Genomic DNA, 13,550 nt, shown 5'->3' with positions numbered 1-13,550 from the left:
AATTGATGCCCCGATTAATTCTTAGTTGTTAGTAATTTTTGGAAGGACGACAAAGGTCTAATTTTTTTATCTTAAAAAAAAATTTTGTGGATATTGATTATTTAAAAATATATTTGTATGTATATAAAGAAGCTTAAGATGATACATACAACACACTCATTAAGAGTACGTTACGGAGAGACAGACCCTATGAAATACGTTTATTACGGCAACTACGCCGAGTATCTGGAAATTGGAAGAGTGGAGCTTTTCCGAAGCATAGGAATGTCGTATAATGAGATTGAGAATCAAGGAATTTGGCTGCCTGTTTCGGAGTATAAAATTAAGTATCTGCGACCTGCTTTTTATGATGAAAAATTAGAAATTCATACCTACGTAAAAAAAATTCCGGGAGTGAGAATTGAATTTGAATATGAAATCTTCAATGAAGAAAATAATAAAATCACAGAAGCTTCCACTACTCTTTTCTTTTTGGATGCCAAAACCAACAAAGTGGTGAAGTGTCCGGATTATCTCATGAAACTGATTGAGGAGAACTGGAAGGAATAATTCAGACCAAAAGAATACACAAAACATTAGTTTATAAGGCTAATTTTAGAATACCAATTTTAGCGGACCATATAAATTTCGCTATATTTAAATAAATTATAACAGAGACATCATGAAGATTGCATTTTTGGGACCACAGGCAAGTTTTACACAGCTTGCTGCAACCCAGCTTTTTCCCAATGAAGAACTTTTACCACAAACCAATATTTTAGACTGTTTTACCGCTGTAGAAACCGGAGAGGTTGATAAAGCCGTTGTTCCGCTGGAAAACTCCATAGAAGGAACGGTTTCCATGACGCTGGATTACCTGTATAAAACACCGGATATAAAAATACAGGCTGAAGCTGTAATGCCGATTGCGCATCATCTGATGATTCATCCAACATGTGATGAAACAAATATCGAAAAAATATATTCTCATCCGCAGGCTTTAGCGCAGAGCTTTCATTTTCTGGATAAAACATGTAAGGAGATCCCGAAACAGGAATTTTCTTCCACTGCTGCCGCTGCAAAACACGTTTCTGAACATCCGGACAGAAACCTCGCTGCAGTTGCCAATCAGTTTGCTGCAAATTTATATGGTCTGAAGATCATTCACCGGAACATACAGGATTTTGAACAAAACCATACGAGATTTATTGTTATTTCAAAAAAGCAGGAGGCTTATGATAATAAAGATTTGGAAATTTTAGGAGAAAAATCCGGACTGCTGATTACGCTTCCTGAAGATCATGCGGGAGGACTTCATCAGGTTTTATCTGTTTTTGCATGGAGAAAAATGAACCTCAGCAAAATAGAATCCAGAACACTGAAAACAGGTCTTGGAAATTACTTCTTTTACATTAATGTATCCGGAAACTGGGATTCAGCCCTTTATCAGAATGCTTTGGAAGAGCTGAAAGCGCTGAATGTAGAGGTAGATTTTCTTGGAAATTATAAGGAATTCTTTTTAAAAAGCTAAATTACAAACAGTTAAAAACTAAAAAAGAAATATATTTCATACAAAAGAGATTTAATTAGTTATTTTCTTGGTTTTGAAGATAAAATAATCTATTTTTACCTGTATATTATTTATAACCCAATGATTAACAGAATTTTTCAAGTATTTAAGGCGGAAAAATCAATTTGTAATAAAACAACATAATTTGATTACAGCTATATTTTTGTTATAATTTTTCATCAAATGTTGAAAAAAAATAAAAATTAATGTTTTCGTTGCACGATATTTGATATGATTTTAAATAACTGACTGAGACTAAAACCATTAACTAATTTAAATTTTGCAGCATGAAAACTAGAATTTACAGCTTACTTTTAGCGATGATGTCAGCTTCTGCTTTTGCACAAAGTGGATGGGTTGGCATTAACACTCCGAACCCTCAGGCAAATCTGGATGTAAATGGTACCATGAAAATCCGACAAACACCTTCCGCTCCTGCCCTTCCGGGATATCAGATTTTGGCGGTTAACCAAAATACAGGTGGAGATTTTCAGGTAGCACAGGTATCACCACAGATGATTGCAGATTATGTAATAAATAACGGAATAAACAGTTCTGTGTACTCGGCTAGAAAATCGTCTGGCATCACTCTGATCAATGCCGGAATTTTACCTAACAGTTTCAGACCGGTCAACTTTTTAACAACAGAAAGAACCACGGGAACTTCTTCCCTGTTCTCGGATTCCGACAATACTTACACAGCGCCTTCTTCCGGTATTTATGCCATTGGTTTTACATTCAGGTACGGAACAGGATTACAATCCGGAGTATTAACAACTCCTCCAAGCATTGCGATTTTAAGAAACAGAACAGGAACTTTCAGTATTATCGACGTACGCGAATTCAGCGGAGTGAATCTGGGACTGGTAAGTCTCACCATTTCCGAAGGAAGTATCAATTCTTTATATCCTCTTCAAGCCGGAGACAAAATATCTTTCGGACTTACTAATTATTCTGTGCTGGATGCAGGATTATTAGGTTCAAGCACAGGCTCATTCTATATTTATAAAGTATCAAATTAATTTTTTTATAGTTCAAATATTACTTTAGAATTAATCCGCCATATCATCTGTTGATGGCGGATTAATTATATGGTATTAAGTTTATTGTTATATTTGATAACCAAAAGTGCAAAAATGATTTATTCGATCGTTATTCTCCTTATTTTATGTATTCTGATCCTCTTTAATCATCTGAACAGCAAAATCAGCAGGTTAGAAAAAAAGGTTTCGGAACTGAGTTCAAAATTAGATGACAATAAAGTTTCTGAAATACAGGAGGAAAAAGAATGGCAGAACATTCCTTTACCCGTACAGAATGATGAACCGGTTCTTCATGCAGAGAGAGAAACTATTCAGCAGACTTCTGAAAAAGAAGGAAAAGACTGGATGAATATCATTTTCGAATTTCTGAAACAAAATGCTTTAACCATTATCGGGATCTTTACGCTGGTTTTAGGAATCGGCTATTTCGTAAAATATGCGATTGATAAAAACTGGATCGGAGAAACACCCAGAGTGGGAATCGGATTCTTTTTAGGAGCTGTTATCATTTCGCTTGGTCATTTTTTGAGGAAAAACTATTCTGTATTTGCTTCCATCATTACCGGAGGCGGAATTGCCGTTTTATACTTTACTGCAACCATTGCTTTTAGGGAATATCATTTGTTTTCGCAGAATATTGCTTTTTCCGTTACCTGCCTTATTACTTTAATCTGCATCGCACTCTCCTATTATTATAAAAGTGAAATTCTTATTATTTTCTCTTTATTCGGAGGATTTTTAGCGCCGTTGATGGTAAGCTCCGGACACAGCAATTATCCGTTTCTGTTTACCTACATTACAGTTCTGAATCTGGGGATGCTCGCGGTTGCCTTTCTTAAAAACTGGAAAAGTATCGGATGGATTGCATTTATCTTCACCTATGTTTATCTTTTGTATTGGACTTTTGAGGCCACACAGCTTTTAAGCATTTATTTTTATATTTCCGGATACCTTATTTTCTATTTTTTTGCCTTAAAAAATTACTTCAGGAAAGAAGTTATGTCTTCATCGGATATTCTGATGCTTGTTTTAATTAATTTTACAAACATCATCGGACTCGCTTATATTTTTGATCAGCTTGGCTATGAACCAGTGATTATTTTCCCGATTGGCTTTGCTTTGGTAAATTCTGCCTTACTGTTCAGAGAATATTCCCAAAAGAACTTCGGCATAAATTATTCTGTATTTGCCGCAGTTACGGTAAGTCTTTTAACATTAGCCGTTGCATTGCAGTTTAAAACACATCTCATTACGAGTGTCTGGGCGATCGAAGCAACGCTCCTTTTGTATATCTGGAAGAAAACCGGTCTTCAGATCTTCAGAAAATGTTTCTACGTCCTGTTTCCTTTGGTCATTATTGCACAAATCATCACCTGGACAGAATATATCGATGCAAAAAGCCTGAATATTGTTTTCAATCCTGTATTTCTTACAAGCTCCGTGACTTTAGTTACTACATTTTTTAATTTATTTCTACTGAGAAAACATCCCGATCACGACGAAAAAATTAATGATTTATTTGAATATTTATTTTCGATATTAAGCTACAGCGTGATCTATTTTGCGATTCTGCTGGAAATCATGTATCATATTTCAGCACAGCCGTGGATTGTAATCTTCAGTGTCGGAATGATTTTTACGCTGTATTATATTTTTGCAATTCTACTGTTCAGGAAAAAACTGGAAATCCCAAAACCTGCGGAAACCAATCTTATTTATCTGTTTTGTGTACTGATTATATTGAATACGGTAATTTCAGGTCCGGGAATTGTCTCCAATTTTCTGCTGCATAAAGTACCCTTCGGTTTTTACGGGCTTTATCTTCTGTATTGGATTCCATTCATTTACATCATCCTGAAGGTTTTACCCGGTTCCCATTTTCTTAGGCTAAAATTATCATACTGGCTGATTTCTATTGCCTTTGTAACTGCATTAAGCTTCGAACTGTACGACATTTATATTTTGCTGAATGCCGAAAAAATATCAGACATCAAAGTTTTAAGCAAGCATTTTGGTCTTCTGTATCTTCCGATTATATGGGCGGTTCTTGCCTGCATTTTTATTTACAGAGGGCTGAAAAACAATGTTTCAGAATACAGCAAAATCGGCTTTGCGCTGGTTGCCGTTACGATCCTGAAACTTTATCTGTATGATGTCTGGGAAATGGATAATGTATCGCGGATTATTGCTTTTATCATTCTGGGAATCATTTTATTGCTAAGCTCGTTTCTGTTTCAGAGACTCAAAAAAATCATTAAAAATTTAGTGGAAAATAAAGAAGACAAGCCGGAAACTGAGAATTTATAATTTCATAAAAGCTTTTATTGATAAACGATTGTTAAAATATTATGAATTTTTATTTACATTTTATAAAAAATACCTATATTTATCACGTTTTTAATAGTCATTTATTCCAGAAACATTATGAAAAAAATTCTCTACTCTTTTTTATTATTATCTTCTGCTACGCTGTTTGCTCAGAAGAATACAGCTACAAAATTTGCAGTGGCAAATGATATTGTAGGAACGGTAGATATGTTTAATAATAATAATTATAAAGGCTCTGTACAAAGCTCAAAAGCATATAAATCTGCAACGGAACTTCCGCAGAATCTTAAAAAATTCGATTATCTGGCGGATAACGGATTGGTAGAATATAAACTGAAAAGCAATCAGGCCGTTATCGACAGAATGCCTGTAAACGAACTGAACGCTCAGTTCGGGCTTCCTGCAGATACACCAGTACTTATTGACGGGTACGAATTTACCAATACAAAAACCTTAGTGTACGGAGATATCATCAACAATGCTCAGGTTATTACCAGCAATGGTAAGAAAATGGTATCGGTAACAACTTCTAGAAAGTAATTTCTCAGATCATATTTTAAATGAAAAGGATGCCCGTTTGAGCATCCTTTTTTCAGTAATATTGCTTAAAGCTTTTCTTTTGAGAACTTTAAGTATTCTTATTATTTATGATGTTTGTCTTTTGGAACTTTTACAGTTAATGAAGAGTTTCAGTATTTATTGTTCCATTTTTTCTTTAATTCTTCGTAGATCTTCTTTTCGGTGGCGTTGTTTCCCGGTTCGTACAATTTTATATCTTTAATTTCTTCCGGAAGAAAATCCTGATCTACAAAATTGCCGTCGTAAGAATGGGCATATTTATACTCCTTTCCGTAATCCAGATCTTTCATCAATTTCGTAGGCGCATTTCTTAAATGTAAAGGAACCGGCAGATTTCCTGTTCTTTTAACCAATGCCAATGCTTCATTAATCGCCATGTACGTTGAATTGCTTTTTGGTGAAACCGCAAGATAAACCGCCGTCTCACTCAGGATAATTCGTGCTTCCGGATTTCCGATCACGTTCACTGCCTGAAAACAGTTGTTGGCAATCACCAAAGCATTCGGATTGGCAAGACCGATATCTTCGGAAGCCAAAATTAACATCCTTCTTGCAATAAACTTAATGTCTTCTCCCCCCGCGATCATTCGAGCCAGCCAATAGACGGTTCCGTTCGGATCGCTTCCGCGCATAGATTTAATGAAAGCCGAAATAATATCATAATGCTGTTCTCCGTTTTTATCATAAAGCGCCATGGTTTCCTGCAAAACTTCCAGCACATCTTCATTTTTAATTTCTGTTTTCTTGGAATTTTTATATTGATTTAAAACCAACTCCACAGAATTAATCAGCTTTCTTGCATCGCCTCCCGAATATTGGATAAAAGCTTCTTTTTCAATGATTTTGAACGATGTTTTTTCATCCTGATTGAATTTTTCGGAAGCCGTATCAATCAGTTCTTCCAGTTTTTCATAGGTTAATGCTTTTAAAACGTAGACCTGACTTCTGGAAAGCAAAGCCGAAACCACTTCAAAGCTCGGGTTTTCGGTTGTCGCACCAATCAAAACAATCCAGCCTTTTTCTACGGCATGAAGAAGAGAATCCTGCTGCGATTTATTGAAACGGTGAATTTCATCGATAAACAAAATCGGCGATTTTCCGGAAAAAAGATTCTGCTTTTTGGCGTCTTCAATTACATCTCTTACATCTTTCACTCCCGAAGAAACCGCAGAAAGCTTATAGAATTTCCTTCCCGACTTTTCAGAAATAATTTCCGCCAGAGTGGTTTTTCCCGTTCCGGGAGGTCCCCAGAAAATCAGAGAATTCAGGGAATTGTTTTCCAGCATTTTCCGGATCGTGCCTTTCTCTCCGGTTAAATGTTCCTGCCCGAGAACATCGTCCAGTGTTTTGGGTCTTAATTTTTCAGCTAATGGAATATTTTGGTTCAAAATTTCAGATTTAAAAAAGTAAAATATTAATGCAAATCGTCCGGATCAATAATCATTTTTAATATAATGATCAAAGAACAGAAATTCGGCAAAGATGAAAAAACAATCCTCCGAACAGACTTTTACCGTCCCGAAACTTCTAACAAATTTAAACTAATTTTCAATTTTTTACCCTATTTTTGCATTGTTTTGAAACTTACATTCAATAAAATCATCACTTTTCCTTTGGTAATTCTCATCAGATTTTACCAGTGGTTTATTTCGCCCCTGCTTCCCAAAAACTGCCGTTATGAGCCTACCTGTTCGCATTACATGGTGAAAGCACTTCAGGTGCATGGTATTTTTAAAGGATTCTGGCTGGGTGCAAAAAGAATTTCAAGATGTCATCCGTGGGGAGGAAGCGGATATGATCCTGTACCGCCAAAAAAGTAAAATTTAAAATAAACAACTACTAAAAAAATAACAATGAGTAATATTTTTTTCAGAATGTATCTCGTCATTTTTGCGTTCATTACCCAGTGTCTTGTTGCGCAGAATTATCCGGACGGAATGTCCGACGGAACTTTAAAAGTAAACTCTACGGATGTTCCGGTAAAAATTTATTCAACCACTGAAGTTCAGGATCTGAATGAATTTGCCGACAAACCTATCAAAGAAAATGTGCTTGTTATTCTGAATGAGTCTAATTTCGAGCCTGTTTATGTAAATTACAGCATTGCGACACTGGCGAAATACAAGCTTGTTCATTATCAGCTTTTAGACAAAGATTTTAAAGTGATTGATGCGGCGGCAACGAAGGAAAACATCAATACCTTTAAGTACGCTGTTAAAACAGCAAAACCTCTTACAGAATCAGACAACATCAGTCTGGAAACTCCTTTTAAGATCTGGGATCCCACAAAGGGAATTCAGTTGGGACCTGTTACACTTCATTTTTACAGTCTGATGTTCATTTTTGCATTCGGTTTCGGATATATTTTAATGAACAGAATCTTTAAAATCGATAATGTAAACCAGAAATATTTAGAACCGCTTTTCACATGGACTTTACTGGGAACCATTTTGGGAGCAAGAATGGGGCACGTTATTTTTTATCAGCCTGAACTTTTCAAAGAAGATTTCTGGAGTGTATTTTTACCAATCAGTACTAAAAACGGTTTGAAATTTACAGGATTTTCAGGACTGGCGAGTCACGGTGCAACGATCGCGCTAATTTTCACCACTCTATATTATTCATTTAAAATCATCAGAAAAAATCCTTTCTGGGTGTACGACAGATTAGGAATTGTGGTTGCTTTGGGCGGTGCTTTTGTAAGAATGGGAAATTTTTTCAACTCTGAAATCATCGGAAAACCTGTTGATCCCAACTCTCCTTTTGCATTGCTTTTCCCACAGCAGAGCAGTGAATATGGTGTAACAGTTCCGCGGTATCCTTCACAGCTATTTGAAGCTTTCGGATATGTTTGCCTTTTCGTCTTACTGTGGATTCTGTACAGAAAAACCAACAAAAAATATCAGCAGGGATGGTTATTCGGATTGTTTTTCATTATTCTTTGGGCAATCAGATTCTTTGTAGAATTCCTGAAAGAGCCGCAAGGTGACGAATTCATCCAGTTTGGAGGATTAAACACCGGTCAGGTTTTATCTATTCCGTTCATGATTGCAGGAGTAATTATTATGATCGTTTCGAAAAAATTCAAAATTACTCAGGCTGAAAATGAAAAACCTGAATAAGCGAAAAATTTAAAAATAAATTTGTTTAAACTAATTTCAGAATTAACCACAAAAGGCACAAAAGAAAATGTTAATGCGAATTTCCAGAATAATCAAAGCGCTCAAATGAATAAAAATCAAAGATTTTTAAAAACTGTTGTGATCTTCTTACTTATAATCACCAACTTTAAATAAACGTTTAGTGCATCTTTTGCGGTTAATAAAAACTTTAAACAGATCTAATATAAAAAGGCAAGTTTGTAATCAGACTTGCCTTTGTTTTTATCTACATTTGATGTTAAAATTATAATGCTCTTTCTATTTTTGCATTCAGCTCTTTGAAAACGCTTCCAAATTCATCAATGATGTCCGTCGGGAGTACAGATTCTTTAGAATGCTTTTCTGATGCCAATTCTGCCGCTCTGCCGTGAAACCAGACTCCTAAAACTGCAGCTTCTTTTTTTGAGTAATGCTGCGCTGAAAAAGAGGTTAAAATTCCGGTTAAGATATCTCCGCTTCCTCCTTTTGCCAGTCCTGAATTTCCAGTGATATTGTAAAAAGCATCTCCTTCAGGCGTTACAACCTGAGTATGATGATCTTTTAAAACAATATAAATTTCCAATTCTTTAGCTTTATTTTTCGCCAGTTTTAATCGTTCAAAAGAATTTTCAGTGGCGCCGAACAGCCTTTCAAACTCTTTTGGATGAGGTGTTATAATGGAGTTTTTCGGAATTATCTTTACATTTTTTGAATCCTGTGAAATGATATTCAATGCATCGGCATCCAAAATCAGAGGTTTGGAGTAGTTTTTTAAGAAGGTAAGAAAACTTTTCGCAGTCTCATTAATGGTTCCCAAACCGGGACCTATTCCGCAGACTGCATGTTCATCCGTTTCAAAATGATCTATGAAATCATTTCCGCCTTCGATAAACATGGCTTCAGGATTCGAAGTCTGTAAAATTTCATATCCGCATTTCGGAGCCAGCGTAAAAGTAAGTCCTGCTCCGGTTCTGAGTGCCGATTTCGTTGCAAGAACCGCGGCTCCCATTTTCCCGTAGCTTCCACCTGCAATAATGGCTTTGCCATAGGTTCCTTTATGCGAAAAATCTTGTCTCGGTCTGAAAATATCTTTGATCATATCTTCATGAATCACAAAGTCCTCCGTTTTCGTTTCAGCAATATAGTCTTCATTTATATTAATATCCAAAACTTTCACTTTTCCTGCATATTTTCCGGTTTCGGGATGAAGAAAAGTTTTTTTCCAGAACTGAAAACTCAATGTATAATCTGCCTTAAAAATAGTGGCATTTTCAGCAGAAACAGTATCGGCAAAAAGTCCGGAAGGCATATCAACAGAAATTTTAAGATTACTTTTCAGGTTCAGAAAATCGATCAGTTCTTTAAATTCTCCTTCAATGTTTTTTGATAAGCCGGTTCCGAAAAGGGCATCGATAATAACTGTCCGGTTATCAAACCTATATTCTTTTGCTTCTTTAAATTCTCTGATGAAAACACCCGAAAATTCTTTTAGTTCCCTGAAATTATTTCCTGCATCCGAAGAAAATTTAGCTTTGGTATTGGTAAAAACATCTACATCAAAACCTTTCAGATGAAGCATTCTCGCAATGGCAAAACCATCGCCTCCATTGTTTCCTTTACCGCAAAAAACCGCAAAGTTTCTATGGTTTTTACAATTTTCAAAAATCCAGTCAACACAAGCCTGCGCAGCTCTTTCCATAAGCTGAACAGAAGAGACCGGTTCATTTTTTATTGTATATTCATCCCCATTGCGAATCTGTTCCGCTGTAAAAATTTTCATATTTAATATTGTATTTTGTATTAAAAGCAATTTACGAAAAAGAATTTTTAAATGCTCTGAAAAGAATTATGTGGATCTCTTAATTAAGAAACTTTCACATTTTATCATATTTGATTAATATTTAGTTATAAAAACTCGAAAATTATATTTTTTTTTGTAATTTAACCCATCTTTTGTTAAAATAATACTTAAAAAAATATAAATTATGGGATTTGTAAAAGAATTTAAAGAGTTTGCAATTAAAGGTAATGCTTTCGATCTTGCTGTCGGTGTCATCATCGGTGGAGCTTTCGGAAAAATTGTAACCAGTGTTATCGATGACTTAATTATGCCAATTGTTGCTGCACTTGTAGGGAAACCGGATTTCAGCAGTATTTATTATGCAATGGGTAAAGGTGCTGAAAATATTCCTGCGGGAGCAACCCTTGCCAAAGCTAAAGAAATTGCACCCGACGCCGCTATTTTTGCGTATGGCAATTTTATTACGGTTGCCATTAATTTCCTTTTACTGGCACTTGTTGTATTTATTATGGTAAAAGCGATCAACAAAATGAAGAAAGAAGAAGCTGCCGCTCCGGAAGCTCCTGCTGCACCTACTGCAACAGAACAATTGCTTGCGGAAATCCGTGATGAGCTGAAAAAGAAGAATTAAAAAAATTCGTTATAAAACAAGACTCCGGCGCAACAAAGTTGCGCCGGAGCTTTTATATCTTATCAAAAAAATTACTGAATCTGTAAAATACTTGAAATCTGCTCTGCCAAAGAAAGCCCGATTCTGTCCTGTGCTTCCAGCGTAGACGCACCGGTATGCGGCGTCATAGAGATTTTCGGGTGATTTAAAATTTCTTTTGAAGGAGTCGGTTCGTTAATGAATACATCCAAACCTGCAAACTTCACTTTTCCTGAATTCAAAGCTTCAATTAAAGCGGCTTCGTCAATAACTCCGCCTCTTGAACAGTTTACAATGGCTACTCCGTCTTTCATCATTTCAAATTCATTTTTTCCGATCATATAACCATCTTTCTGAGCCGGAACGTGAAGGGTAATAAAATCTGAATGTTTCAGAACATCCTGAAGCGGTTCTGTTTCAATATCCACGTTAATGAACTGGTTGTTGTAAAACTTAACTTTAATACTTGCTCTTCCTACATTATTATCTGCGGCAATTACTCTCATTCCAAGACCTAAAGCGATTTTAGCAACTTCCTGCCCTATTCTTCCCATTCCGACAATCCCGATGGTTTTACCTTTCAGCTCAATCCCTGCAGCATACGCTTTTTTAAGACCGGCAAACTCAGTATCTCCCACCAAAGGCATTTTTCTGTTGGAATCCTGCAAAAATCTTGCTCCTGAAAACAGGTGTGCAAAAACCAGCTCAGCAACCGATTCTGAAGATGCAGAAGGGGTATTGATCACATGAATTCCTTTTTCTCTTGCATAATCCACATCAATATTATCCATTCCTACTCCACCTCTTCCGATGATTTCGATGGAAGGACAGTTATCGATAATATCTTTTCTCACCTGTGTTGCACTGCGTACCAAAATAGTTCGGATCTGGTGCTCATTAATGTAATCCACCAACTGTTCCTGCGGAACTTTTGTCGTAATTACTTCAAAACCTTTTTCTTTCAATGCATCAATACCGGATTGATCCAAACCGTCGTTTGCTAAAACTTTCATAAAACTTTTATAGATTTAATATTTGAGAAAATCAATACGATTAAAAACTATTTATCATAATATTTAATCGTTTAATCTTTTTTCTTATTTTTTTACTCGTCTTCTTTGAAAACTTCAATCGTAACCTGTTTTTCAACCAAGTCTGTAAATCTTCCTTTATATCTTGTTGCTCTTACCAGATGATTGTCGATCCAGTGGTAATTTCCGCCTCTTGGTTTTCCGCATAAAACACTGTGATATTTAAATCCGTGCTTATCCAGCCAGTCGATTGTAATTTGCTTAAGATTTTCTGTTCTTGACGTGAAAAAACAAATCTGGTGACCTTCATCATACCATTTGTTGATGGTTTCCAGAGCATCCGGGAAAGGCTCACAGGTAACCATTCTCTCAGGCTCTTCGTTCGGAACGTCTTCTGTAATGGTTCCGTCAATATCAATTAAATAGTTTTTTACGCCGTCCTTAAGAATCGGACTAATGTGTTCTATGTACTCTAATTCCATCATAAAAATTTGAAATGCAAAGTTACATTTTTTGCACCAAAAAGGCTTGTTAAACTTGCTTTATATTAAATTTTTACGTTAAAAACATTTATTTAATGAATAATATTAATAATTAATTTGCTTTTTATACAATTTTAATTAAAATTTTTCTCTTTTATGAAATTAAATACTTCTCTTTTATATCCCTCTGTTTTACAGTTTAAAAATGGCTTTTTTATCTTATATTTGAAACACACCTCAACAATATGAAAAAAAATTTATCCTTACTGTTCGCACTTACGGGATGGTTTGCCATCATTACTCAATATGTTCTGATGATCCGGAATTCGGAATTTTCTTTTTGGGAAACAACAATCCGCTTTTTCAGCTATTTTACTATTTTAACCAATATAATTGTCGCTGTTTATTTTACGGTACAGACTTTCAAAAAATCCTCAAATGAAAAATCAGGGATTTTGACGGCAATAACGGTTTACATTTCAATTGTAGGATTAATCTATCAGTTTTTGCTTCGTTCCACATGGAATCCTTCCGGAATGCAGAAATTGGTAGATGAGCTGCTCCATTCTGTTATTCCACTTTTGGTTCTGATTTACTGGTATTGGTATGAAAATAAGAATAATCTGAAATACGGCTCTATTTTGAAGTGGGCTATCTATCCTGTCCTTTATTTAGGATATATTTTAATCCGGGGAAGTTTTTCAGGATTTTATCCTTATCCGTTTGTGGATGTGGCAAGTTTTGGCTTAACGAACGTTTTAATCAATTCTTTATGGATTACTGCTTTCTTCTTCATTTTATCGCTTGTCTTTATTAAAATCGGAAAATTGACAGGCAAAAGTTAATTGATAAGGCATAAAATTTTTCAGATCCCTCTTTCTGAATGTCCGTCAAACCTGCAAGAAACCTTGATTTTACAGAAAAAACACGCGTTTCGGCTTATCGGTT

At 35.5% G+C, this 13,550-nt stretch carries 13 protein-coding genes; 9 read left to right on the top strand and 4 right to left on the bottom strand.

What is annotated here, in order from left to right; translation table 11 throughout:
* The first annotated feature begins 138 nt into the window (after positions 1 to 138).
* The 5 genes from PFY09_RS20810 (at position 139) to PFY09_RS20790 (ending at position 5,460) form a co-directional block, all read left to right on the top strand.
* Positions 139 to 549 (top strand): acyl-CoA thioesterase, encoded by a 411-nt coding sequence (locus PFY09_RS20810; RefSeq protein ID WP_076393392.1) that lies wholly within the window; start codon positions 139 to 141, stop codon positions 547 to 549.
* Positions 550 to 661: 112 nt separating this feature from the next.
* A complete protein-coding gene (gene pheA / locus PFY09_RS20805) occupies positions 662 to 1,510 on the top strand; it encodes a prephenate dehydratase (RefSeq protein WP_271160959.1) in 849 nt (282 codons plus the stop codon).
* Positions 1,511 to 1,836: 326 nt separating this feature from the next.
* Entirely contained in the window at positions 1,837 to 2,571 is a 735-nt protein-coding gene (locus PFY09_RS20800; RefSeq protein WP_076393388.1) for a hypothetical protein, read from the top strand.
* Positions 2,572 to 2,685: 114 nt separating this feature from the next.
* Positions 2,686 to 4,899: a DUF2339 domain-containing protein gene (locus PFY09_RS20795; protein ID WP_271160958.1), complete on the top strand. Its 2,214-nt coding sequence runs from the start codon at positions 2,686 to 2,688 to the stop codon at positions 4,897 to 4,899.
* A gap of 117 nt (positions 4,900 to 5,016) precedes the next feature.
* Positions 5,017 to 5,460 (top strand): hypothetical protein, encoded by a 444-nt coding sequence (locus PFY09_RS20790; protein WP_108411679.1) that lies wholly within the window; start codon positions 5,017 to 5,019, stop codon positions 5,458 to 5,460.
* Between the two features lie 149 nt (positions 5,461 to 5,609).
* Here the strand turns inward: PFY09_RS20790 and PFY09_RS20785 are convergent, their stop codons facing one another.
* A complete protein-coding gene (locus tag PFY09_RS20785) occupies positions 5,610 to 6,887 on the bottom strand; it encodes a replication-associated recombination protein A (protein WP_076393382.1) in 1,278 nt (425 codons plus the stop codon).
* Between the two features lie 189 nt (positions 6,888 to 7,076).
* On the opposite strand from PFY09_RS20785, the gene yidD reads away from it, so the two are divergent.
* Positions 7,077 to 7,319 carry a membrane protein insertion efficiency factor YidD gene (yidD, locus tag PFY09_RS20780; RefSeq protein ID WP_076393366.1) on the top strand — a complete coding sequence of 81 codons (243 nt, stop codon included), beginning with the start codon at positions 7,077 to 7,079 and terminating at the stop codon, positions 7,317 to 7,319.
* A gap of 513 nt (positions 7,320 to 7,832) precedes the next feature.
* Positions 7,833 to 8,621: a prolipoprotein diacylglyceryl transferase gene (gene lgt / locus PFY09_RS20775; protein WP_241277886.1), complete on the top strand. Its 789-nt coding sequence runs from the start codon at positions 7,833 to 7,835 to the stop codon at positions 8,619 to 8,621.
* Positions 8,622 to 8,904: 283 nt separating this feature from the next.
* On the opposite strand, the gene PFY09_RS20770 is transcribed toward lgt, so the two are convergent.
* Positions 8,905 to 10,419: an NAD(P)H-hydrate dehydratase gene (locus tag PFY09_RS20770; protein ID WP_271160957.1), complete on the bottom strand. Its 1,515-nt coding sequence runs from the start codon at positions 10,417 to 10,419 to the stop codon at positions 8,905 to 8,907.
* Between the two features lie 205 nt (positions 10,420 to 10,624).
* Between PFY09_RS20770 and mscL the strand changes: the two genes are divergently transcribed.
* Positions 10,625 to 11,071: a large conductance mechanosensitive channel protein MscL gene (mscL, locus tag PFY09_RS20765; protein WP_076393362.1), complete on the top strand. Its 447-nt coding sequence runs from the start codon at positions 10,625 to 10,627 to the stop codon at positions 11,069 to 11,071.
* A 71-nt stretch (positions 11,072 to 11,142) separates the two neighbouring features.
* Here the strand turns inward: mscL and PFY09_RS20760 are convergent, their stop codons facing one another.
* Together PFY09_RS20760 and PFY09_RS20755 are read right to left on the bottom strand one after the other, a co-directional pair.
* A complete protein-coding gene (locus tag PFY09_RS20760; protein WP_271160956.1) occupies positions 11,143 to 12,102 on the bottom strand; it encodes a D-2-hydroxyacid dehydrogenase in 960 nt (319 codons plus the stop codon).
* A gap of 92 nt (positions 12,103 to 12,194) precedes the next feature.
* Complete coding sequence (locus PFY09_RS20755; protein WP_076393358.1) at positions 12,195 to 12,602, bottom strand: LNS2 domain-containing protein; 408 nt, start codon at positions 12,600 to 12,602, stop codon at positions 12,195 to 12,197.
* Positions 12,603 to 12,847: 245 nt separating this feature from the next.
* On the opposite strand from PFY09_RS20755, the gene PFY09_RS20750 reads away from it, so the two are divergent.
* Entirely contained in the window at positions 12,848 to 13,447 is a 600-nt protein-coding gene (locus tag PFY09_RS20750) for a Pr6Pr family membrane protein (RefSeq protein ID WP_271160955.1), read from the top strand.
* The last annotated feature ends 103 nt before the right edge of the window (positions 13,448 to 13,550 follow it).

Source organism: Chryseobacterium gambrini (assembly GCF_027920505.1).
Lineage (GTDB): Bacteria > Bacteroidota > Bacteroidia > Flavobacteriales > Weeksellaceae > Chryseobacterium > Chryseobacterium gambrini.
This window is presented reverse-complemented; position numbering and strand designations above follow the sequence as displayed.